Origin of the sequence: Candidatus Pelagibacter sp. HIMB1709 (assembly GCF_052047635.1) — a bacterium.
Classification (GTDB): Bacteria; Pseudomonadota; Alphaproteobacteria; order Pelagibacterales; family Pelagibacteraceae; genus Pelagibacter.
Genome location: NZ_JBNAJW010000001.1, coordinates 516,363 through 538,322, shown reverse-complemented (window position 1 = coordinate 538,322; position 21,960 = coordinate 516,363). Strand labels below are relative to the sequence as shown.

At 27.3% G+C, this 21,960-nt stretch carries 23 protein-coding genes and 1 riboswitch; of the genes, 16 read left to right on the top strand and 7 right to left on the bottom strand.

Translation table 11 applies throughout. From position 1 onward, the window contains the following. Positions 1–16: 16 nt before the first annotated feature. The 3 genes from ACTTAR_RS03025 (at position 17) to ACTTAR_RS03015 (ending at position 6,084) form a co-directional block, all read left to right on the top strand. The gene (locus tag ACTTAR_RS03025) at positions 17–2,353 is read left to right on the top strand and encodes a penicillin-binding protein 1A (protein WP_440680603.1); all 2,337 of its coding nucleotides are present in this window, start codon (positions 17–19) and stop codon (positions 2,351–2,353) included. Between the two features lie 63 nt (positions 2,354–2,416). Continuing rightward, positions 2,417–3,448: a peptide chain release factor 2 gene (gene prfB / locus ACTTAR_RS03020; RefSeq protein ID WP_440698022.1), complete on the top strand. Its 1,032-nt coding sequence runs from the start codon at positions 2,417–2,419 to the stop codon at positions 3,446–3,448. Further along, positions 3,445–6,084 carry a hypothetical protein gene (locus ACTTAR_RS03015; protein ID WP_440680602.1) on the top strand — a complete coding sequence of 880 codons (2,640 nt, stop codon included), beginning with the start codon at positions 3,445–3,447 and terminating at the stop codon, positions 6,082–6,084. Before prfB ends, ACTTAR_RS03015 begins: the two co-directional genes overlap by 4 nt. Here ACTTAR_RS03015 and tyrS read toward each other — a convergent pair. Beyond that, positions 6,081–7,310: a tyrosine--tRNA ligase gene (tyrS, locus tag ACTTAR_RS03010; protein WP_440680601.1), complete on the bottom strand. Its 1,230-nt coding sequence runs from the start codon at positions 7,308–7,310 to the stop codon at positions 6,081–6,083. The two genes, ACTTAR_RS03015 and tyrS, sit on opposite strands and share 4 nt — an antisense overlap. A 45-nt stretch (positions 7,311–7,355) precedes the next feature. Between tyrS and ACTTAR_RS03005 the strand changes: the two genes are divergently transcribed. Continuing rightward, positions 7,356–8,501, top strand: coding sequence for an anhydro-N-acetylmuramic acid kinase (locus tag ACTTAR_RS03005; protein WP_440680600.1), 1,146 nt, complete (start codon positions 7,356–7,358; stop codon positions 8,499–8,501). On the opposite strand, the gene ACTTAR_RS03000 is transcribed toward ACTTAR_RS03005, so the two are convergent. Continuing rightward, positions 8,498–9,142, bottom strand: coding sequence for an alpha/beta hydrolase (locus tag ACTTAR_RS03000; protein WP_440680624.1), 645 nt, complete (start codon positions 9,140–9,142; stop codon positions 8,498–8,500). The genes ACTTAR_RS03005 and ACTTAR_RS03000 overlap by 4 nt on opposite strands. Positions 9,143–9,290: 148 nt before the next feature. Here ACTTAR_RS03000 and ACTTAR_RS02995 point away from each other — a divergent pair, with 148 nt between their 5' ends. From ACTTAR_RS02995 to ACTTAR_RS02955, 9 genes are all read left to right on the top strand, one after another. After that, complete coding sequence (locus ACTTAR_RS02995) at positions 9,291–9,716, top strand: Rrf2 family transcriptional regulator (RefSeq protein WP_440680599.1); 426 nt, start codon at positions 9,291–9,293, stop codon at positions 9,714–9,716. Position 9,717: 1 nt separating this feature from the next. Then, positions 9,718–11,160, top strand: a complete 1,443-nt coding sequence (sufB, locus tag ACTTAR_RS02990; protein WP_440680598.1) for a Fe-S cluster assembly protein SufB — start codon at positions 9,718–9,720, stop codon at positions 11,158–11,160. Then, positions 11,161–11,895 (top strand): Fe-S cluster assembly ATPase SufC, encoded by a 735-nt coding sequence (sufC, locus tag ACTTAR_RS02985; protein ID WP_440618646.1) that lies wholly within the window; start codon positions 11,161–11,163, stop codon positions 11,893–11,895. Then, positions 11,895–13,133, top strand: a complete 1,239-nt coding sequence (gene sufD / locus ACTTAR_RS02980) for a Fe-S cluster assembly protein SufD (RefSeq protein WP_440680597.1) — start codon at positions 11,895–11,897, stop codon at positions 13,131–13,133. Before sufC ends, sufD begins: the two co-directional genes overlap by 1 nt. Then, positions 13,130–14,350: an aminotransferase class V-fold PLP-dependent enzyme gene (locus tag ACTTAR_RS02975; protein WP_440680596.1), complete on the top strand. Its 1,221-nt coding sequence runs from the start codon at positions 13,130–13,132 to the stop codon at positions 14,348–14,350. Before sufD ends, ACTTAR_RS02975 begins: the two co-directional genes overlap by 4 nt. Further along, positions 14,347–14,811 (top strand): Fe-S cluster assembly sulfur transfer protein SufU, encoded by a 465-nt coding sequence (gene sufU, locus ACTTAR_RS02970; RefSeq protein ID WP_440647787.1) that lies wholly within the window; start codon positions 14,347–14,349, stop codon positions 14,809–14,811. The genes ACTTAR_RS02975 and sufU overlap by 4 nt, the downstream gene beginning before the upstream one ends. A gap of 2 nt (positions 14,812–14,813) precedes the next feature. After that, a complete protein-coding gene (locus ACTTAR_RS02965; RefSeq protein ID WP_075506523.1) occupies positions 14,814–15,113 on the top strand; it encodes an SUF system Fe-S cluster assembly protein in 300 nt (99 codons plus the stop codon). Then, positions 15,113–15,445, top strand: a complete 333-nt coding sequence (locus tag ACTTAR_RS02960; protein ID WP_075506524.1) for a HesB/IscA family protein — start codon at positions 15,113–15,115, stop codon at positions 15,443–15,445. The genes ACTTAR_RS02965 and ACTTAR_RS02960 overlap by 1 nt, the downstream gene beginning before the upstream one ends. Positions 15,446–15,517: 72 nt before the next feature. Next, positions 15,518–15,688, top strand: coding sequence for a hypothetical protein (locus ACTTAR_RS02955; RefSeq protein ID WP_428080472.1), 171 nt, complete (start codon positions 15,518–15,520; stop codon positions 15,686–15,688). 7 nt (positions 15,689–15,695) lie between these two features. On the opposite strand, the gene glnA is transcribed toward ACTTAR_RS02955, so the two are convergent. Then, positions 15,696–17,102, bottom strand: a complete 1,407-nt coding sequence (gene glnA, locus ACTTAR_RS02950) for a type I glutamate--ammonia ligase (RefSeq protein WP_440680595.1) — start codon at positions 17,100–17,102, stop codon at positions 15,696–15,698. Between the two features lie 140 nt (positions 17,103–17,242). Between glnA and ACTTAR_RS02945 the strand changes: the two genes are divergently transcribed. Together ACTTAR_RS02945 and ACTTAR_RS02940 are read left to right on the top strand one after the other, a co-directional pair. Beyond that, a complete protein-coding gene (locus ACTTAR_RS02945; protein ID WP_440680594.1) occupies positions 17,243–17,725 on the top strand; it encodes a YbaK/EbsC family protein in 483 nt (160 codons plus the stop codon). Further along, a complete protein-coding gene (locus tag ACTTAR_RS02940; RefSeq protein ID WP_440680593.1) occupies positions 17,722–18,603 on the top strand; it encodes a DMT family transporter in 882 nt (293 codons plus the stop codon). The genes ACTTAR_RS02945 and ACTTAR_RS02940 overlap by 4 nt, the downstream gene beginning before the upstream one ends. On the opposite strand, the gene ACTTAR_RS02935 is transcribed toward ACTTAR_RS02940, so the two are convergent. From ACTTAR_RS02935 to ACTTAR_RS02925, 3 genes are all read right to left on the bottom strand, one after another. Beyond that, the gene (locus tag ACTTAR_RS02935) at positions 18,596–19,501 is read right to left on the bottom strand and encodes a homocysteine S-methyltransferase family protein (RefSeq protein ID WP_440697652.1); all 906 of its coding nucleotides are present in this window, start codon (positions 19,499–19,501) and stop codon (positions 18,596–18,598) included. The genes ACTTAR_RS02940 and ACTTAR_RS02935 overlap by 8 nt on opposite strands. A 7-nt stretch (positions 19,502–19,508) precedes the next feature. Next, positions 19,509–19,571: riboswitch (SAM riboswitch) on the bottom strand. A gap of 91 nt (positions 19,572–19,662) precedes the next feature. Further along, positions 19,663–20,253, bottom strand: coding sequence for a putative 2OG-Fe(II) oxygenase (locus ACTTAR_RS02930; RefSeq protein WP_440680591.1), 591 nt, complete (start codon positions 20,251–20,253; stop codon positions 19,663–19,665). 36 nt (positions 20,254–20,289) lie between these two features. Further along, a complete protein-coding gene (locus tag ACTTAR_RS02925; protein WP_440680590.1) occupies positions 20,290–21,036 on the bottom strand; it encodes a sulfite exporter TauE/SafE family protein in 747 nt (248 codons plus the stop codon). A 15-nt stretch (positions 21,037–21,051) separates the two neighbouring features. Between ACTTAR_RS02925 and ACTTAR_RS02920 the strand changes: the two genes are divergently transcribed. After that, positions 21,052–21,552 carry a molybdenum cofactor synthesis domain-containing protein gene (locus ACTTAR_RS02920; RefSeq protein WP_440697651.1) on the top strand — a complete coding sequence of 167 codons (501 nt, stop codon included), beginning with the start codon at positions 21,052–21,054 and terminating at the stop codon, positions 21,550–21,552. Here the strand turns inward: ACTTAR_RS02920 and ACTTAR_RS02915 are convergent. Continuing rightward, positions 21,533–21,949: a YqaA family protein gene (locus tag ACTTAR_RS02915; protein ID WP_440618637.1), complete on the bottom strand. Its 417-nt coding sequence runs from the start codon at positions 21,947–21,949 to the stop codon at positions 21,533–21,535. The genes ACTTAR_RS02920 and ACTTAR_RS02915 overlap by 20 nt on opposite strands. Between the last annotated feature and the right edge of the window lie 11 nt (positions 21,950–21,960).

Here is a 21,960-nt window from a genome sequence, read left to right as displayed (position 1 = left end):
TATAATGGAAACTAAAATGGACAAGTATATAAAGAATATTCTCATTGTTTTTATATCTTTTGTTCTTCTATCTATTGTTTTTGTTGTTGGTATTTTGTGGAATTATTCTAATCAATTACCAGACTATAAATTTCTTAAAAATTATAAACCACCAGTTTCAAGCAAAGTTTATTCAGGTAATGGTGAATTAGTTGCAGATTTTTCTCAGGAAAAAAGAATTTTCGTACCTTACAATACTATTCCTAAAAATGTTATAAATGCATTTTTATCTGCAGAAGATAAAAATTTTTTCTCACACCCAGGTGTAGATGCAAAAGGTGTTTTAAGGGCAATAATAAACAATATTTCTAATGTTATTTCTTCAAGAAGATTGGAAGGTGCTTCTACAATAACACAGCAGGTTGCAAAAAATTTTCTTTTATCTAATGAGGTAAGCATAAACAGAAAAATTAAAGAAGCCATACTGGCTTTTAGGATTGAGAGAGCTTTAACTAAGGAAAGAATTCTAGAACTTTATCTGAACCAAATCTATTTAGGAAGCGGTGCTTATGGAGTTGCTGCTGCAAGTTTGGAATATTTTGATAAATCAATTAGAGATTTAAACCATATAGAGGCTGCATTATTAGCAGCTCTACCCAAAGCTCCAAGTAGATATAATCCTTATAAAGATATTGAAATTGCAAAGTTTAGAAGAAATCTAGTTTTGAAAAACATGCTAGATAATAATTATATAAATTTAGCATCTTACAATAAATTTAAAAATCAGGAAATAAATCTAAACAAAAACAAAAAAATATATTTAGAAGACGCTCAATATTATATCGAAGATGTAAGAAAAAATGTAATTGAAACATTTAGTTATGATCAAATTTACAAAAAAGGTTTTAACATAAATACACCTATAAATATAAAATTTCAAAACAATGCTACAAAATCATTAAGAGATGGTTTGTTAGCTTATGATAAACGAAAAGGTTGGAGAGGACCAATAACAAATAAAAAGTTTGATCAAAATTGGAATAAAAATCTAGAGAAGTATAAATTAGAAAAATCCTTAAATTGGTATCTAGCGATTGTTAAAAAAGTTAATAAATTTTCAGCTGTAATTGAAACAGAAGATAATCTTGAGGGGATAATTGAATACAAAGAAATTTCATGGACAAAAAAAGAATTTAGAGATTTATTAAAACCTGGCGATATCATTTATGCAGAATACATAAAAAAAAATAAATATAGTTTGCAGCAATTACCTAAAATTAACGGTGCAATAGTTGTTATGGATCCTTACACTGGCAGAGTTTTAGCATTAAGTGGTGGTTTTAGTTTCAAAAAAAGTGAATTCAATAGAGCCACACAAGCAATGAGGCAACCTGGATCAGCTTTTAAACCGTTTGTTTATGCATTAGCTTTAGAAAATAATTACACTCCGACTTCTTTAGTTTTAGATGCTCCATTAGTTTTAGATCAAGGAGAAGATCTTAAAATGTGGAAACCTGAAAATTATGGAAAAAAATTTTATGGCCCCTCGACACTTAGAACAGGATTAGAAAAATCAAGAAATTTAATGACTGTAAGAATTGCTCAAGACTTAGGACTCCAAAAAATTATAAGTTTTTCTAAAAATCTAAAAATTTATGAAAATCCAAAAGAACTTTTATCTATATCCTTAGGATCAGAAGAAACCACATTGCTTAAACTTACATCAGCTTACTCTGCTTTTGTGAATGGAGGAAAATTAGTAAATCCTATTTTAATAGATAGGATCCAAGATAGTGAGGGCAATACTTTGTATAAGAATGATAAAAGAGAATGTGTAGATTGTGATCAAATTTCTTATATGAGTAATGACTATCCTAAAATTAAAAATAATTATAAACAAATATTTTCTCCTCAAACTGCTTATCAAATGACCTCAATATTAGAGGGAGTAGTAAAAAGAGGAACAGGAAAAAAACTTAGAGACTTAAATTTAAACATAGCTGGAAAAACAGGAACAACAAATAAAAATACAGATACTTGGTTTATTGGATTTACATCAAATTTATTAGTAGGAGTTTATGTAGGAACAGATAATCCTCAACCTTTAGGTAAATTTGAAACTGGTTCTAAAACAGCACTTCCAATTTTTAAAGATTTTATTAAAAGTGTTGTCACGAAATCAGAGGCAAGACCTTTTAAGGCTGCAAAGGATACATTTATGATGGTAGTTGATGCAAACACAGGTCAAAAAGCAAATTTTTCATCAAAAAATACTATTTTAGAGGTATTTAAAAAAGAGGATAAAAAAAATAAAATAAATTTTAATACAAATTCTAATAGGTTCAGTTCAAATAATATACTAAAGTTTTATTAATGGATAATAATTTTCAAAATTATAAAGAAGAAATAGATAAAATTAATTTAAGAATTAAGGAGTATCTTTGAAACAAATCAAATTTATTCTAAGCTTGATAAACTAAATTCTCAAATGTTAGAAGCCAATTTTTGGCAGGACAAAAAAAAATCTCAAAAAGTAATTAAAGAAAAAAAGTTATTTGAAGAATTAATTAATTCTTACAATAGTTCTATTGAAAATATTAAAGATTTAATTGATTTAAATGAATTAGCTTATGAGGAGCAAAACACAATTGTTCAAAAAGAAATTTTACAAAATATTAAAGATTTAAGAAAAGAAGTAAAAAAAAATGAAATTAAATGTTTTTTATCTAATGAGGCGGACTCATTAGATTGTTATATAGAAATACATGCTGGCGCAGGAGGAACTGAAAGTCAAGATTGGGCAGATATGCTTAGAAGAATGTATTTAAAATGGTCTGATAAAAAAAATTTTAAATCAAATTTAATAAGCGAACACAGGGGAGAAGAGGCAGGAATAAAATCAGCTACTATTAAAATTGAGGGCGATTATGTTTTCGGTTGGTTAAAAAAGGAATCTGGTATTCATCGCTTAGTTAGAATTTCTCCTTTTGATTCAGGTGCTAGGAGACACACTAGTTTTGCGAGTGTTTGGATCTATCCTGTTGTGGATGAAAATATTAATATAGAAATATTAGAAAAAGATTTAAGAATTGACACCTATAGATCCAGTGGAGCAGGTGGTCAGCATGTTAACACTACAGATAGTGCAGTCAGAATAACACATTTGCCATCAAAAATAGTTGTTCAGTGTCAAAATGAAAGATCACAACACAAAAATAAAGAGACGTGCATGAATATGTTAAAAGCCAGATTATATGATTATGAAATTAAAAAAAGAGAAGAAGAAAATCAGAATACAGAAAGTAACAAAGCTGAAATTGGGTGGGGACACCAAATTAGATCTTATGTGTTGCAACCATATCAACTAGTAAAAGACAACAGAACAAATTATGAAAACACAAGCCCTGATAAAGTGCTTGATGGTGAGTTAGATGATTTTTTAGAGCAATCTTTATATAAAATTCAATGAAAGTAAAATTTATAAAATTAATTACAATTGGTTTTAGTATTATCTTTTTAATTTTATTTTATTTAAGTTTTATTGGTATTGAAACAGATAATTTTAATGATCAGATCATCAAAAAAATTAATGAAAAGGATAAAAGGTTAAATTTATCTTTACAAAGAATAAAATTAACTCTGGATCCTTTGAATTTAAAATTGGATGCCAAAACAATTGGAGCAATAATTTATTATGATAATAAACCAATTGAATTAGAATATATTAAAACTAAAGTTTCATTAAATTCTTTAATAACAAATAAATTAGTATCTTCTCAAATTGAAATAGCAACAAAATCTGTATTTTTAAAAAATTTGGTAGAATTTATTAGGGCAACAAGCAATAGACCAGAATTATTTATTTTAGAGACTTTTATTAGAAAAGGTAATGTAATTTTAGATTTAAATTTAAATTTTGATGAAAAAGGAAATATCAAAAATGATTATGAGTTAAGAGGAATATTAAAAGATGGTAAAATTAAATTTTTAAAAAACAACGAAATAGAAAATATAAATTTTATTTTTAATATTAAAAAAAACAATTATCTAATTGAAGATTTAAAATTAACTACTGATGATGTTAATTTTTATTTAAATTTATTGAAGATAAATAAAAAAAATGACAATTATTTATTTGATGGAAAGATAAAGAATAAAGACTCAGTATTATCAAGTAAATTATTAAAAATGTTAAATTATAATTTTAAAGAATTTAACATTAAAGATACAACATTCAGCTCAATTAATGACTTTAAGTTTGAATTAACAAATAAGTTTAAAGTTAAAAATTTATCAATAAAATCCGATATTGAGTTTGATCAAATAGAATATAAAAATAACTTTGGTCTTTCTGATTATTTTAATGATATTCCAGAGACAGTTTCCCTAAAAAATCAGAATTTAAAATTAAAATATCAAAATGATTTATTATCAGTTGAGGGCCAAGGACAAATTCAAATTGGTAAAAATTATGAAAAAATTAACTACGAATTAAATAAAAAAGGCAAAAAATATGATTTTAATACTAATTTTAATGTAAAAAATATAGATTTAAAAAATCAAGATTTTATAAAAAATTATTTTCCACTTTTAAAAGACCAATTTAATTTAAAAAATCACAAAATAAATATCAAATATAAAAATGAAAAATTAGTACTTAATGGCGAAGGTGGTATTAAGATTGATAGAGGTTATGACAAACTTAATTATTCTTTAACTAAAAATAATAATGATTATGAATTTAAATCAGGCTTAAATTTAAAAAGTATTCATTTAAAAAATGAAGCATATTTAAAAAACTTTTTTCCAGAAATTAAAAATTTTTCAAAACTAAAAGATCATAAAATTAATTTAAAATTAAAAAAAAACTTACTATCAATTTCTGGTGGAGGAAAAATTAAAATTCATAAAGTTTTTGAAGATATTGATTATTTTATTTTAAACAAAGATGGGGATACCAATTTTGATTTAAATATTGCCCTTACTAATACTAATTTTAATATTAATGAAATTAAATTCAAAAAAAATAAAAAAAAAATTACTAAATTATTTACTTCAGGAAACTTAAATAAAAAACAAACTTTAAATTTATATAAAATTAGTCTTAAAGAAGAAGATCAAAACATACAAATAAATAATTTAGTTCTTGGAAAAAATTATTTAATTAATAAATTTGACAAGGCAACTTTTGATTACTCAGATATAGAAAATAAAGAAAATCAATTTGTTATTCAAAGAGATGAAAAAAATAATTATAGACTGAATGGATTATTTTTTAATGCTAATTCTTTAATTGAAAGTTTACTAAAAGATAAACAAAGTAATAATAAAATCAAAATTTTTAATAATGATATAACACTAAATATAAATCTAAATGAAGTTAACTTGGATGAAGTTTATATTTTAAAGAATTTACAAGGTTTAGTAATTATTAAAGACAATAAAGTATTCAATGCAAATCTAGATGCTAATTTTGGTAATAATAAAAATATAACATTTTCAATAAATACTAATAATGGTCAAAAAATTACAAAACTTTATTCATCAAAAGCCAAACCTTTTGTAAATAAGTATAAATTTATTAAGGGATTCGAAGAAGGTGATCTTGAGTTAAATTCAATTAAACAGAATAGTAAATCAATTACAAATCTAAAAATAAATAATTTTAAATTAAAAGAAGTTCCAACTCTAACTAAGCTATTAACTTTAGCTTCTTTGCAAGGTATAGCCGATATCCTTACTGGTGAAGGAATTAGATTTGATGAGTTTGAAATGAAATTTAACAGTGAGAAAGATATGATGCTTATAGATGAGATTTATGCCATTGGACCAGCTATATCAATTTTAATGAGTGGATATATAGAGCAAGATAAATTAATTAGTTTAAGAGGTACATTGGTACCCGCTACTACAATTAATAATACAATAAGCAAAATCCCTCTTTTAGGTAAAATTTTAGTTGGAGATAAAACTGGCGAAGGTGTTTTTGGAGTTAGTTTTAAAATAAAAGGTCCTCCAAAGGATCTAAAAACTACAGTAAATCCTATAAAAACTCTTACGCCGAGATTTATTACGAGAACTTTGGATAAATTAAAAAAGAATTAATTTAGCACAATTTTTAAATGTCTTTTTTTTCCAATAGAGAGTTTAATATAATTTTCATTAAATAAACTCTTATTAACAATGTATTTTTCATCCTCAATTATTTTATCATTAATTTTAATAGCTTTTCCTTTAATTAATCTTCTAATTTCACTTCTTGAATTTTCTAATTTTGACAAAACTATCAAATCTAAAACACTTAAATTTTTATCAACTAGATCAGAATTGATTTGAACACTTGGTAAATTTGATCCTAAAGAGTTTCCAGAAAAAGCTTCTTTTGCAGCTTGCTCTGATTTTTTGGCAGAATTTTCTCCATGCAACATCGAAGTAGCTTTATTTGCTAATAATATTTTTAATTCATTAATATCTGTTTCTTTAACTGATTCTATTTCAGCAAGACTTAAATCTGTAAACATCTTTAAAAATTTAATTACATCTCTATCATCAACATTTCTCCAGAATTGCCAGTAATCATAAGCAGATAGAAACTTTTCATCTAACCATATTGCACCATTTTCAGTCTTACCCATCTTAGCACCAGTTGCTAATGTGATTAAGGGAGTTGTTAATCCAAAACTTTGATTATTGGAATATCTTTTTATCAATTCTACTCCATTAACTATATTTCCCCATTGATCTGAACCACCAATTTGCAAAATACATTGTTCTTTTTTATTTAATTCTAGAAAATCATATGCTTGCAATATCATGTAATTAAATTCCATATAACTTAATGACTGCTCTCTATCTAATCTTAGTTTAACACTATCAAAAGTTAACATTCTGTTAATTGTAAAATGTTTTCCAATGTCTCTTAAAAAAGAAATATAATTTAAATCTTTTAACCATGAATAATTGTTAACAAAGATAGGTTTAATTTTTGGATCGTCTACCTCTAGAAATTTTTTTAAGATACTTTGAATATTTTTGATATTTTTTTCAATTTCATCTTCAGCAAGAATTTTTCTTGTCTTATCTTTTCCTGAAGGATCACCAATTCTAGTTGTTCCACCCCCAAGCAAAACAATTGGTTGGTGGCCATTTTTCTGAAGTAATCTTAAGCACATAATTTGCAAAAGACTACCAACATGTAAACTTTCAGCTGTACAATCAAAACCTATGTAAGCTTTTATTTTTTGGTTATCTAATAAATTGGATAACTCTTGTTCATTAGTGCATTGGTAAAAATAACCTCTATCTTTAAATTCTTTTAAAAATTTATTCATATGACTATAGTTATAATATACAAATTTTTTTTAAATATAATATCAATGAAAAATAAAATATTTACTGCTTTGGGGTTAATGAGCGGTACTTCAATGGATGGTGTTGATCTTTCTGTTATAAAAACAGATGGATATAATCAACTTTCATTCTTGTTGGATAAATATTATCCATATGACACTCATTTACATAAGAAATTAATTGATTTGAGAAATTTAGTATTAAACGAGAAAGATTTGTTAATTTATTCTGGTGAAATAGATGAATTAGAGAGAAAAATTACATTATTTCATGCAGAAAAAATTAATGAAATTTTATCAGCTTCAAAAAATGAATTAGATTTAGTTGGTTTTCATGGGCAAACAATTTTTCATAACCCCTTAAAAAAAATCACGAAACAATTGGGGGATGGAAATTTATTATCTCAATTAGTCAACAAACCAGTAGTTTATGATTTTAGACAAGCAGATATGCAAAATAATGGACAGGGAGCTCCTCTATCTCCAATATTTCATGGAGTGTTAACAAGTAAAATTACAGAAAAATATGATCTGGAATTTCCTGTAAGTTTTTTGAATATAGGTGGTATTTCAAATGTCACAAAAGTAGACAACTTTAATAATTTAGAAGGTAGTAATTTGTATGCATGTGATATTGCACCAGGAAATTGTTTGATTGATGAATGGATTAGAAAAAATTCAACAATGGATTATGATAAAAATGGGAATATTGCAAAATCAGGAAAAGTAGATCAACTAATTCTTAATCAAGTTATTGATAATTTTAAAATGGAGTCATATTCAAAATCTTTAGATATTAAAGATTTTGATGTTTCTTTTGCAAGAGGCTTATCTTTTGAAGATGGATGTGCAACTATAACTGAGTTTACAGCTTTTTTAATTTCTGAAGGAATAAAATTTTTAAATAAAGAAAATATTCCAAATAAATATTTATTGTGTGGTGGTGGAAGAAAAAATGATTATTTAATAGAGAGAATAAGTAGAAATTTAAAAAATTACCAAAATATTCACATTGAAAAAATAGATAATTATAATTTAAATGGTGATTTTATTGAGTCACAGGCTTTTGGTTATCTTGCTATAAGAAAGTTTTTAAATTTACCTATTTCCTATCCAAGTACAACTGGTTGTGATAATCCAGTAGTTGGAGGAAAATTAGTAAATAATTTTTAATATAAAGCAGTTTCTTTTTTAATATATTTATCCAAACTTTTAACTAAGACATCACCTGTTTTAGAAAAGAAATGGTTTGCTTCAGAAATTAAATCAAACTCAACTTTAATTCCTTTTTGAGCACTTAGTCTTGTGTCTAATTCTTTTATATATTCAATAGGGACTAATTCATCTTTTTTACCATAAATAACCATACCAGAAGTTGGACATGGGGATAAAAAAGAAAAATCATAAACATTTGGCTGTGGTGAAATTGCAATAAATCTATTTATTTCAGGTCTTCTCATTAAAAGTTGCATTGCAATTAAAGAACCAAATGAAAAACCAGAAACCCAGCATTGTGAGTTATCAAAGTTTTCTCTTTCCAACCAATCTAATGCAGCCGCTGCATCAGCAAGTTCACCTTGACCATTATCAAATTCACCATCACTTTTTCCTACACCCCTAAAGTTTACCCGACAAACAGAAAAGTCATTTTCCATAAATGTATGAAATGTATCTACAACCACCTTATTATTCATTGTTCCACCATATTGAGGATGGGGCTGTAATACTAAAGCTATTGGTGATGTATTCTTTTTACTTTTATAATATTTTGCTTCTAGTCTACCCGCTGGACCAGGTATAAAAATTTCTAAAATTTTGTTATCCATTTATGCAATTGATTATTGTTCTCAAAAAAAATGTACATCTATCACAACTGAGCGACAAAATGGTAGTCTTTTTTTACTTTATAAACTTGACCATTTTAGTCGGGTATGTATAAAAAGCCCCAATTTAAAGGTAAAAATGAAACTTACATCAAAAGGAAGATACGCTGTAATGGCATTAGTTGATCTAGCAAGGTTTGATAATATCAATCCAGTATCTCTAAGAGATATTTCTTTAAGACAAGGAATTTCATTAGATTTTTTAGAGCAAATATTTTCAAAACTTAAAAAAAATCAAATTGTTAAAAGTATAAGAGGTAATCAAGGAGGTTACATTTTATCAAAAGACCCAAGTGAAATTAAACTTACAAATATTTTTAATGCTGTAGATGAGAAAGTTAAAACTGTTCAGTGTAAAAAAGAATCTAGAAAAGGTTGTAATGGCAAAGCTACAAAATGTATTACCCACAATCTATGGGATGAACTTGAGATTCATATTAATACTTTCTTTGAAAATAAAAGTTTAAATGATTTATTAAAAAATAATAAAGAGAACAGAGTATAGAATGGATAGTAGGCAGAAAGAAATAGATAGTTTGAAAGATTATAAATATGGTTTTTCAACGGATATAGAGAATACGAAAGCTCCCAAGGGTTTAAATGAGGATGTAATAAAATTTATCTCTAATATTAAAAAAGAGCCTCAATGGATGTTAGATTTTAGATTAAAAGCTTTTGAAAGATTTAAACTATTAAAAGAACCTGATTGGCAGAAACCAAAATATCCTAAAATAGATTATCAGGATCTTTACTACTACTCAGCTCCTAAAAGCATGAAAGATAAACCAAAAAGTTTAGATGATCTTGATCCTAAATTATTAGAAACATATAAAAAATTAGGAATTCCTCTTCAAGAGCAAGCAAGATTAAATGGTATTGCTGTGGATGCGGTTTTCGACTCTGTTTCTGTTGCAACTACTTTTAAAGAAGAACTTACTAAGCAAGGAATTATATTTTGCTCGATGTCTGAAGCTATTCAAAAACATCCTGAATTAGTTAAAAAGTATCTTGGATCAGTTATTCCTACAACTGATCATTTTTTTGCAACTCTTAATTCTGCAGTTTTTACTGATGGCTCGTTTGTATACATTCCAGAAAATGTCAAATGTCCTATGGAACTATCGACTTACTTTAGGATCAATGCATCAGAAACAGGTCAATTTGAAAGAACATTAATCATAGCTGATAAGGGAAGTTATGTAAGTTACTTAGAAGGTTGTACAGCTCCAATGAGAGATGAAAATCAATTGCATGCAGCTAATGTTGAATTAATTGCTCTTGATGATGCAGAAATAAAATATTCAACAGTTCAAAATTGGTATCCAGGAGATAAGGATGGAAAAGGCGGTATTTATAATTTTGTTACTAAAAGAGGATTGTGCAAAGGTAAAAATTCTAAAATTTCTTGGACTCAAGTAGAAACTGGCTCAGCAATTACTTGGAAATATCCAAGTTGTATTTTGAAAGGTGATAATTCAGTAGGTGAGTTTTATTCTATAGCGATTACAAACAATCATCAAAAAGCTGACACAGGTACTAAAATGATACACTTAGGAAAAAATACAAAAAGCAAAATAATTTCAAAAGGAATTTCAGCAGGTAAATCAGATATGATGTACAGAGGATTGGTAGATATATCATCAAAAGCCGATAATTCTAGAAACTTTACCCAATGTGACTCTTTACTAATGGGTAACAAATGTGGAGCTCATACAATTCCTTATATCAAGAACAAAAATCTTAAATCAAATATAGAACATGAAGCAACAACATCAAAAATTAGCGATGAACAACTATATTACTGTAATCAAAGAGGATTAAATCAAGAAGAAGCAGTTAGTTTAATTGTAAACGGTTTTTGCAAAGAAGTTCTGCAGCAGTTACCAATGGAATTTGCAGTAGAAGCACAAAAACTTGTAGGTATTAGTTTAGAGGGGAGTGTTGGATAGATGTTATCAATAGAAAATCTTAAAGCAAAGATTGATGAAAAAGAAATATTAAAAGGTTTAAATTTAGATATTAAACCAGGAGAAGTTCATGCAATTATGGGTCCAAATGGATCTGGAAAAAGCACATTATCAAATATTTTGTCAGGCAAAAAAGGTTACGAAATAAATGGTAAAGTTACATTTGATGGAGAAAACTTATTAGAATTAGAAACAGAAGAAAGAGCTCATAAAGGAATTTTTTTAGCGTTTCAATATCCAATGGAAATACCAGGTGTTAATACAAATACTTTTTTAAAAACTTCAATAAATGCAATTAAAAAAGCTAGAGGCGAAAAAGAACTAGATGCAATTGAGTTTTTAAAATTAATAAAAGAAAAATCTGCAGAGCTTAAATTTGATGAAAAAATTTTAAACCGACAACTTAATGTTGGATTTTCAGGTGGAGAAAAGAAAAAAAATGAAATTTTACAAATGTCTATCTTAAATCCAAAATTATCAATTCTAGATGAAACAGATTCAGGATTAGATATAGATGCTTTAAGGATAGTTTCAGAAGGAGTTAATTCACTAAGAAATAAAAACAATTCTTTTTTAATAATAACTCACTATCAAAGATTATTAGATTATATCAAACCTGATTTTGTTCATGTTCTTAAAAATGGACAAATTATAAAATCAGGTGATTTTGAGTTAGCAAAAGAATTAGAAAAAGTAGGTTATGAGGATTTTAATTAATGCAAAATGAACTTAAATTAAATTTTGATAAAATTATTAGTCTAAATAATTTTTCTGATAGTCAGAAAAAAATTAAACAAGAAAATTTTAATAATTATTTTGAAAAAGGTTTACCAAATAAAAGAAATGAGGATTGGAAATTTTCAGATATAAATCAAATTATTTCAAAAAATTTTGACAATTTAAACTTTATTGTTGATCAAAAAAAAGTTTTTGAAGAAAAAGATTTTCCACTAGATTTTGAACATAATAAAATAAGTTTTGTTGATGGAAAATTATATGATTTTGATTTTAAACATGAAGACAAAGATAAAATCTTAGTTGATCAAAATTTAGACTTAGATGATACTATTTATCAAAATACTCTTTTAAATTTGAATTCAGCCTTTCTTACTAGTGTTTCGAATATTACTATTAAAAAAGGTTACAATGTTAAAAAACCATTGATTTTATTTAATTATTTGAGTGATGGTTTAAAATCTTCTGCAATTAATTCTAGAGTAGATATTAATTTAGAAGATGACAGTTCATTATGTGTAGTTAATTTTTTAAATGAAAATTCTGAAAAAAATTTCATTAATTTTAGACAAAAAATTAAGATTGGAGTGAATTCAATTTTAAAAAATTATAGTCTAGATTCAAATACTTCGGAAAATATAAAGTATTTCAACAAAGATATTAATTTATCTAAAAATAGTCATTTAGAATATTTTATCTTGTCAGAAGGTTCTAAATTTATAAAACAAGATATCAATTGCACTTTAGATGATGAATATGGTTCTATTGCATTAAATGGAATTATCAATTTAGAAAATGAAAAACATCATGAAATAAAAACTGTAATTAATCATAAAAAAGAAAATTGTAAAAGTTATCAATTAATTAAAAGTGTATTGAATGATAAATCAAAAGGTATTTATCAAGGTAAAATTTTTGTAAGTCCTGAAGCACAAAAAACAGATGGATACCAATTAAGTAGAGCTTTATTGTTAAATGAAAGTGTCGAATTTAATGCGAAACCAGAATTAGAAATATATGCAGACGATGTTAAATGTTCACATGGATCTACATCAGGAAATATTGATGAAAATTCAATTTTTTATTTAATGTCTAGAGGCCTCAGTTATTCAGAATCAAAAAAATTATTAACAAATGGTTTTCTTAACGAAGTAATTGAAAAAATTTCTAATGAAGATGTAAAAAAATTAGTTAAAAAATTATCAGGTATAAATGTATGAACATAGATCAAGTTAAAAAAGAATTTCCAATATTTGATGAGAAAATCCAAAATAATGATTTGGTTTATTTAGATAGTGCAAATTCATCACAAAAACCAAAAGTAGTGGTAGATAGAATTAATGAATTTTATACCAAACAATTTTCTAATGTTGGTAGAAGTGTTCACTATCTTGCGGTTGCTGCAACAAATTTATATGAAAATACTAGAACATCAGTTCAAAAATATATTAATGCTAAAGATAAAAATGAAATAGTATTTACTAAAGGTGCTACCGAAGCATTAAACCTTGTTGCTAATACATTGGGTCAAAATCATTTAAACGAAGGTGATGAAATATTAATTACCGAATTAGAACATCATTCAAATTATGTACCTTGGCATTTTTTAAGAAAATCTAAAAATATAAAAATTAATTTTGCAGAAATAAATGAAGAAGGAGAAATTACACTAGAAGAAATTGAAAAGAAAATTACTCCTAATACAAAAGTTATTTCAATTACTCATTTATCAAATGTGACTGGAGCAATATTACCAGTAAAAGAAATTACTGATTTAGCACATTCAAAAGGAATAATAGTTGTCGTAGATGGTTGCCAAGGAGCTCCTCATTTGAAGTTAGATATGCAAGACTTAGATTGTGATTTTTATGCAATTTCTTGTCATAAAATGTACGGCCCTACAGGATTAGGGGTTCTTTATGGTAAGAAAAAGTGGTTGGATGAACTTCCTCCTTACCAAGGCGGTGGCGGAATGATTAGAGAGGTTAAAAAAGATAGAATTACCTATGGTGATTTACCTAATAAATATGAAGCTGGAACTATGGCTACAGCGCAAGTTATTGCTTTTGATCAATCAATTAAATTTCTGGAGAGCGTAGGTATTGAAAATGTTATGAAACATGAATCAGAATTAGTTGAGTATGGCCAAGAATTATTAAAAAAAAATAATTCGGTAAAATTAATTGGAAATCCAAAAAATAAAGGTGGAGTTTTGTCTTTCACTTTAGAAGGTGTACATCCTCATGACATCGCAACAATTTTAGATGAAGACGGAGTTGCAATAAGAGCAGGTCATCATTGCTGTCAAATTTTACATGACAAACTTAATATACCAGCGAGCGCACGAGCTTCCGTTGGAATATATAATACCAAAGAAGATTTAGATAAACTTAATGATGCAATAAATAACTGTAAGAAGATATTTAACTTAAAATGAATTTAAAAGAATTATACCAAGAAATAATTTTAGAGCATGGAAAAAATCCAAGAAATCTTCGTAAGACAGAAGATTTTAATAAAGATGCCAAAGGCAACAATCCACTGTGTGGTGATAACGTTCATGTCTATTTAAAATTAAATGGTCAAAGAATTGTAGAAGATATTTCATTTGAAGGTAGTGGTTGTGCCATTTCTATGGCTTCTGCATCAATAATGACTGATTTAATTAAAGGCAAAAATGAAAATGAAGCAAAAGAGATTGTTGAAGATTTTTTGGGGATGATTAAAGAAAATCCTGAGCTTAAATCAGAAAATCTTGAAGAAGATGAAAAAACAAAACTAATGTGCTTATCTGGAGTAAAACAATATCCAATGAGAGTAAAGTGTGCCACACTATCTTGGCATACGCTAGTCTCAGCTTTTGATAATAAAACTGATGAGGTTAAAACAGAAAATTAATTATGTCGAAAAAAGATCAAATTATTGAAGAAATTAGAAAAATTTATGATCCTGAGTTACCAGTGAATATTTATGAACTAGGTTTGATTTATGATATTAAAGTTGAGGATGATAAATTTGCAAAAATTAAAATGACTTTGACTACTCCTAATTGTCCAGTTGCTGAAAGTTTACCTAAAGAAGTTAAAGATGGCGCAATGCAAGTTGAGGGTATTGAGGACGTTGATCTTGAATTAGTTTGGGACCCACCTTGGAATAAGGACATGATGTCAGAAGCTGCAAAACTGGAGTTAAATTTATAATGAATCCAATTATTAAATTAAGTGATAATGCTGCGGAAAGAATTAAAGAAATTATGTCTAATGCAGAAAAAGACTCTTTAGGTGTAAGAGTTTCAGTAAAATCAGGAGGTTGTGCTGGCATGTCTTACGTCATGGAGTATACCAAAGAAGTAAATCCAAATGATGAAGTCATTGAGGAAAAAGGTGTGAAAGTATTTGTCGATTCTGCAGCCATTATGTATTTGCTTGGAACAGAAATGGATTACAAAAAAGAAGAGCTATCATCTTCGTTTGTATTCAATAATCCCAACGAAACAGAAAGATGTGGATGCGGGGAATCCTTTAAAATCTAGCAAAAGTTGAATATTCCCATTTAACGCATATCAGTATTGCATCATACGCATACCTAGTATATATATTTAGGTATGAACAAATTTGAATTTAAAAATCTTGTTAAAAACCTAAAAGATACAATTAAAGAAAGAACTTTCTTTAAAGATTTACGTAAAGAAGTTGAGACCGGTGCAAACGGTACTCAAGATTACGTTGTTAAAAAAGGTATTAACAAAGATACAATTGCAACAACCAGACAGTAATTAAATATTAACTACTGTAATACATCTCAAACTCTACAGGATGAGGTGCGTGTTCAAATTTATGAATTTCCTCAAACTTAAGAGCTATATAAGCATCGATTTGGTCGTCAGTAAATACACCACCTTGAGTTAAAAACTCTCTATCCTTATCTAAACTTTCCATTGCTTCTCTTAAAGATCCACAAACGGTTGGTATAGCTTTTACTTCTTCTGGTGGCAATTCATATAAATCTTTATCAAAAGACTCACCTGGGTGTATTTTATTTTTAATTCCATCAATACCAGCCATTAACATTGCTGCAAACGTTAGGTAAGGATTACCTGCTGCATCTGGAAATCTAATTTCACATCTTGCACCTTTTTTACTTAAAGTAATAGGAATTCTACATGATGCTGATCTGTTTCTTGCAGAGTAGGCTAATAATACCGGAGCTTCAAAACCAGGGATTAATCTTTTGTAACTATTTGTTGTAGAGTTAGCAAAAGCATTAATCGCTTTAGCATGTTTTAAAATTCCACCAATATAGTGTAATGCAGTTTCTGAAAGTCCTGCATATGCTTCACCTGAAAATACAGGAGTATCACCTTTCCAAATAGATTGGTGAATATGCATACCTGAACCATTATCACCTGCAACTGGTTTTGGCATGAAGGTTGCAGTTTTCCCAAATGAATGTGTTACCATTTGAACTACATACTTATAAAGTTGAACATTATCTGCTTGGTCAACCAAAGTTCCAAAATACATACCAAGTTCATGTTGACTTGGAGCAACTTCATGGTGGTGTTTTTCAACTTTGATACCAACTTCTTTTAAGTTTTTTAAATATTCACCACGCATATCTTGTTCACTATCTACAGGAGGCACAGGAAAATAACCTCCTTTTACCGGTGGTCTATGTCCCATGTTTCCATTTTCATATTCTTTACCTGAATTGTAAGGACCTTCTTTACTATCTAAAATAAATCCAGTGTTATTTGGATCGTTATTTATTCTCACATCATCGAAAACAAAAAATTCTGGCTCAGGTCCAAAAAATGCTTTATCACCAATTCCAGAGTCTTTTAAATATGCCTCAGCCTTTTTTGCAACTCCTCTTGGATCTCTTTCGTAAGGATCTTTTTTGATTGCATCTAAAATATCACAGAACAAAACTACAGTATTATGAGACGTGAAAGGATCCATGAACATTCTTGCAGTATCAGGTTTTAAAATCATGTCAGATTCGTTGATTGCTTTCCATCCAGCAATAGATGAACCATCAAAAAACACTCCCTCATTAAGCATGTCGGCATCCACTATTGATGCATCCATAGTTAAATGTTGAAGTTTTCCTCTTGGATCAGTAAATCTTAGATCTACGAATTCTGCTTCTTTTTCTTTTATAAATTTTAAAACGTTTTCTGCACTCATTTTGTCTCCTATGTAATTTTGATGGAGCCTAATTAGCAAAAAAAAGTTAAAAAATAATGCTTATTTAATAAATAACACCTATGCATTTTTTACATAAGTAGTGTATCTACTCAATCAAATTAAGGAATTTAATAAATTCAATGGAATCAATACTAAATAAAGAACCGGTAAAAAGGGCAGAAAAAGCTCTAAAAACATTCGATCAAAATTTAAATGTTATCGTCTTAGAAAAAACAGCAAGAACTGCCAATGATGCTGCTACAGCTTTAGGTTGCAACGTTGGTGCTATTGTTAAAAGTTTACTTTTTAGGGCAGGAGACAACTATATATTAAGCTTGGTATCTGGAGACAAGCGTTGCTCATTAAATAAGTTAAAAAAAATTATTAATGAAAAAGACGTGTCCATGGCATCTCCTGAAGCCGTTAAAGAAAATACTGGATATACAATTGGTGGAGTGTCACCAGTAGGTCACTTAAAGCAATGTAAAATCTTTATTGATAAAAGTCTTGAAAGATTCCCAGATATATTTGGTGCAGCTGGACATCCAAATGCTGTATTCAAGATAAATTATAATAAGTTAATTGAAATAACAAACGGAACACCAGAAGATATTATTGAATGAGAGAACCAAAACTAATTGATTATAGTTTATTAACATTGTTAGCATTGATTTGGGCATCTGCTTTTTTTAATATTAAAATAGCAACCTATTCGTTTGGACCTGTTACGATTGCATTTCTAAGAGTTTTTTTTGGTTCAATTCCAGTTTTGTTACTTTGCTTTTATAAGCAGATTAAAATTGAGGCATTTTCAAAAGATTGGCATTGGTTTGCGATGATTGGATTTATAAATTTAGTTGCTCCATTTTTTTTAATAGCATATGGCGTTAAATCTGTTCAAAGTAACTTGGCAGCAATTTTAATGTCAACGACTACATTAAGCTCAACTGTTCTAGGACATTTTTTTACTAAAAATGAAAAATTTAATTTAACTAGGACAATTGGAATTTTAATAGGATTTTCAGGAATAGTTTTTTTATTTTCAGATAATTTATTAATTAATGAAAATAACTTTACTTCAGCATTATTAATTTTGTTAGGATCTACCTGTTATGTGATTGGAGGTCTTTTAACACTAAAAATTAGCAAGAAAAAAAATGAAAATGTTACCAGTTCAATTTTGATTTGGGCTACTATTATATTATTACCTTTAGTATGTTTGATTGAACAACCTTGGAAAACTGTTCCAAGATTAGATTCTACTATTTCAGTTATTTATCTTGGTTTGGTATCTACTGGAATTGCCTGGTTATTGAGATTTAAAATTTTAATTAACAATGGTTTAATTTTTCAATCTCAAGTATCTTATCTAATTCCAATATTTGGTACTATTTTAAGTTATATCTTTTTAAAAGAATTGGTTACTACTAAAGTTATAATTTCGTTGATAGCAGTTGTTATAGGTATCTATTTTGTAAAAAAAGGTACAAAAGTTAAATAGTATTTTTTATTGCCTCTATATGAGAAGGACGAGTTTCACAGCATCCTCCAAGAATAGTGGCTCCATTTTCTTTAAATTTTTTTGCAAAAATTGATATTTTTTCAGGATCTAAATCTTTTCTTTGACCTAAAAAACTATTGGGGTTAGATCCATCATTTTCTTTATACTGAGAAGTATAACCACCTTTTGGTTTAGTTGTGATAAATCCGTTTAATTTGAAACCAAATGGAACTTTAAGTTTTTGAATTTCATCTAAATTATTCTCATAATTTTCAGGCGAAACACATGCTAGAATTACTCCTAGGCAATTTTCAGTAATTATTGAATTAATTTCAGAAATTTTTTCTCCACTTGGTAAAGAGTTTCCTTCAGAAATATGAACCCCAACTAAGTATGGTTTATTAAATTTCTTAATAGCTTCTATTCCACATCTAATTTCTTTGATACTGCTCCAGACATCAAAATAGAAAAAATCTACTGAAGGGTTTAGTATTTCTGCTAATTCCGAATGATCCTTTGTGATTTCTTTTTCACTTCTCTTGTCTTCTTCATATGTCAAATCTTGAGGTGGGAGTCCTCCTGCAATCTTAATATGTGGATTATTTAATTTAGCTTTTTGTGCAATTTCACAGGCTTTCTGATTTAAGAATTTAAATTGATCTTCTATTCCATTTTCTCTCAATCTTTTTCTTCTCGTTGTAAAAGTTGTAGTTACAATTACATCAGCTCCCGATTTAATAAAATCATTATGAATATTAAGTATTAAGTCGTGGTATTTTTCGTCAATTAAAGCATTTGCACTCCACAAAGTTCCTTTAGATTCCATACCTCTGGCCAATAATTCTTGACCCATTCCACCATCTAAAATTTTTGTTGTTTTAAAAAAATCCTTATTCATTTTATCCTCACTTTTTTAGTGCTTAAGCTAAATGCAGGTGCACAATATAGTTCAACTACCTTGCTAATTAGATCTATTGGGAATTTCCTTTTTAGCAGTTTATGCCCGCAATAGGATCAAATCGGCAAATGGATTTATATAATATTATTAAAATTTGTAAATTATTTATTAAAAATTATTTTAGCATTGAAAGAAAATGATCTTCTTTCTTCCTCAATATTAAATGGGTAGGCTGTATGCATTAAATAATTGGGAAATATTATAAGATCACCTGTTTTAGGTATCAAATTAAAAATACTTTTTGAAAGAAAAGCTTTTTGCCCATTAATAAAATCAATTGTGCCATTGGTTTTTATTTTTTTATTTTTAACATTTTTATTTTTTGTCATATGTTTTGGAATTTTTAAATAACCAACACCCGATAAGTCTCCTTCATGATAATGTATAGGATTATACTCATTTTTATATTGGCTAACGACCCACAGGTTTAAAATTCTAATTTCTTTAATTTTTTTAATATGTTCTTTAGTTAGAAAAATTTTAATATTTTTTATTAATTCTTTTTCCAAATTTTTTTTTATAAAACTTTTAGAAATTTGAACTTCTTTTCTAATTTGACTTGCTAATTTTGAACTATAATCATTTGATTTTGAGAAGATTTTTGTATCAACTTCCTTGTTAATTTTTTCTAAAAATTTTTTAGAAATTTTAGATTTTCCTATTGAAGGCCCAAATGGTTTAAAATTTTTCATGAGAGATTAAATATATCAAAAAATAATTAATTCAACTTATGCTATAAGTGTTATGCCCATCCTTATAGCAACAAAAATTACTAAGAATGCAGTCATCAGGGCTAATATTTTGTTAGATAGGAATTTTATATTTAAAAAACTTCCAATTTGACCACCAATTAAGACAGCAATAAATAGTGGCCAGTAATTTAAAAATTCATTAAAAACTATTTCCTTTGTTAATTGTCCACCTATACCAAAAATTGAATTTACTAAAATAAACAAGGATGCAGTACTTGTTATATGTTTTGGAAGCCCTGCTTTCATCAAAAATAATATAGGACTTAAAAATATCCCACCACCAATTCCAACTAAACCAGATATAAAACCAATTATTGATCCTATTAATATTGATAAAACTAGGGGTATTTTTTTAATAACAATTTCTTGTTTGTTAAAAGATTTGCTTTCAATAAGTAAAAAAATTCCAGCTAATATTAAAATGAAGAAAAGTAAAATCTCAAATAAATTTTTGTCAATTGAGATAGATGCTCCGATAAAAGCAAAAGGTATAGAACCAATTAAATAAGGGTAAAGTAAATTAAAATTAATATTCTTAGATTTTAAAAAATTTATAGAATTTCCAGAAACTACAATAATATTACAAATCAAAGCTAAAATTGGAAAAATATAGTAAGGGACATCCCAAATTAAAAGTAATGCAAGATAAGTGGAGCCACCACCAAATCCTATACTTGAATATAATATTGCAGTTATAAAAAAAAATATTGTAAGTATAATCATTAAAAAAATTTATTTATGATTGTAAATATAGCTTTACTAACTGTAACAGATACAAGAACAATTGATAACGATAAATCTGGTGCGATCTTGGTTGAAAAAATTAAAGAGGCCAATCATCAATTAATTGACAGAAAAATTTGTAAAGACAATAAAGGAGATATAGTTAAAATTCTAAAAGACTGGACTAATCATAAAGATATTGATGTTATCATTACAACTGGTGGCACAGGTTTAACTGGAAGAGATATTACACCCGAAGCTGTTAATGAAATAGCAGATAAACATATTCCAGGATTTGGCGAAGTTTTTAGGACTATTAGTTTAAAAACAGTTGGTACGTCTTCAATTCAATCTAGAGCTTGTGCAGTTCTATCAAATGGTAAATACATATTTGCCTTACCAGGATCCTCAGGAGGAGTAACAGATGCTTGGGACGGTATCCTTAAACATCAATTAGATATTAATCATAAACCTTGTAATTTTGTCGAATTATTTCCTAGACTAAAAGAGAAATAAAAAAATATCTCATTATTTTTCCAAAACTCACAAGCAATAAAAAAATTAAAAATTTAATTCTCATCGTTCCAGCAATGAAAGTAATTGGATCACCAATAATTGGTACCCACGCAAATAACAAAGACCATTTACCATACTTTTTAAACCACCTGGATGATCTATCAATTTGTGTGTTAGTAAAAGGAAACCATTTTTTATCTTGAAATTTCAAGAAATAAATTCCTAGAAACCAATTGAAGATAGATCCTAAAATATTTCCAAAGCTTGCAAAAAATATTAACAAAAATTTGTTATAAGTTTCTGATAACAGATAAGTTGCTAATATAGCCTCAGATGAAAAAGGAAGTATTGTTGCAGCTAAAAATGAAACAATAAATAGACTTAAATAAGCAAACATTAACTTGAATA